Raw genomic sequence first — 1,117 nt, 5'->3', positions numbered from 1 at the left:
CACGGCGCGGACTCGTCGCGGCCCAGGGCATCGGCCGCCGCCTGCTTCTCCCGCCCGGCGCGCGCCGCCTGCGCGGCCGGCGGCACGGGCAGCCGCACCGGGCCGGGCTGGCGGAGCAGCACCTGGAACAGCTCGTCCACCGCCGCGAAATGGTCGTCCCAGACCGGCGCCGTCCAGCCGCCCAGCCGTGCCAGCTGCGCCCGGCGTGCCAGGCTGTCCGCGCGGGCATAGTCCGTCACGGCCGACCGCCAGGCGGCCCCGTCCAGCGGGTCCAGGAAATCCGGGACCGCCCCGCCGACCTCGCGCAGCGACGGCAGGTCGGATGCGATCACCGGCACGCCGAGGGCCAGCGCCTCGGCCAGCGGCAGGCCGAAGCCCTCCGCGAAGGAGGGGAACAGCAGGGCGCGCGCGCCGCGCAGCAGCGACGCGACCTCCCGGTCCGGCAGCGCGCCGGTCTCCCGCACCAGGCCGTCGATGGCGGAGCAGCGCTCCAGCATGTCGAGGACGTTCTCGTTCTCCCAGCCGCGCCGGCCGACCACGATCAGGCGCGGCGCGCCCTGGCCCAGGGTGGCGGCGAAGTGGCGCCAGAGGTTCAGCAGCAGCAGGTGGTTCTTGCGCGGCTCGATCGTGCCGAGCGCGACGAAATACGGCCGCAGCGAGACGGGGGGCTGCTCCACCTCCGGCGGCGACACGCCGAGCGGGGCGACGGTGATCGGCGGTGGGGTAGGGCGCCCGGCGAGCCAGGGCAGCAGTTCCGCGCCGGTGGCCGCGGAGTTCACCACGATGGCATCCGCCAGGGACGCGGTCGTGGCGATGCGGCGGCGATGCTTCTCGGCATGGCCGGCGCGGGCGAATTCCGGGTGCAGCAGCGGGATCAGATCGTGGATCAGCGGGACGAACCAGCAGCCCTGCCGGCGCAGTGCGGCGATCCGGGCTGGCCGTTCCAGCGACCGGTGCGAGACCAGCAGGAACGCCTTGGGCCCCGACCGCCGCAGCAACTCGACCAGGGCGCTGCGTCCGAAGGGCAGCGCCAGCCGGGCGCGGCGCGCCACGGCGGCGGCGCGGCGCCCGCCATGCCGCCAGGCCTCGTCCAGCGCCGCCACCAGCTCCGCGACCA

The 1,117-nt window shown here is 76.4% G+C and carries 1 protein-coding gene; it reads right to left on the bottom strand.

What is annotated here, in order from left to right; genetic code table 11:
* The coding region (locus OZN99_RS32195) for a glycosyltransferase family 4 protein (RefSeq protein WP_270939259.1) at nt 1–1,117 on the bottom strand (1,117 nt) is incomplete at both ends.

The sequence above is a fragment of the Falsiroseomonas oryzae genome, from assembly GCF_027856955.1.
In the GTDB taxonomy this organism is placed as follows: domain Bacteria; phylum Pseudomonadota; class Alphaproteobacteria; order Acetobacterales; family Acetobacteraceae; genus Falsiroseomonas; species Falsiroseomonas oryzae.
The sequence above is the reverse complement of the archived record's forward strand: the minus strand, read 5'-3'. Positions and strand labels throughout refer to the sequence as shown.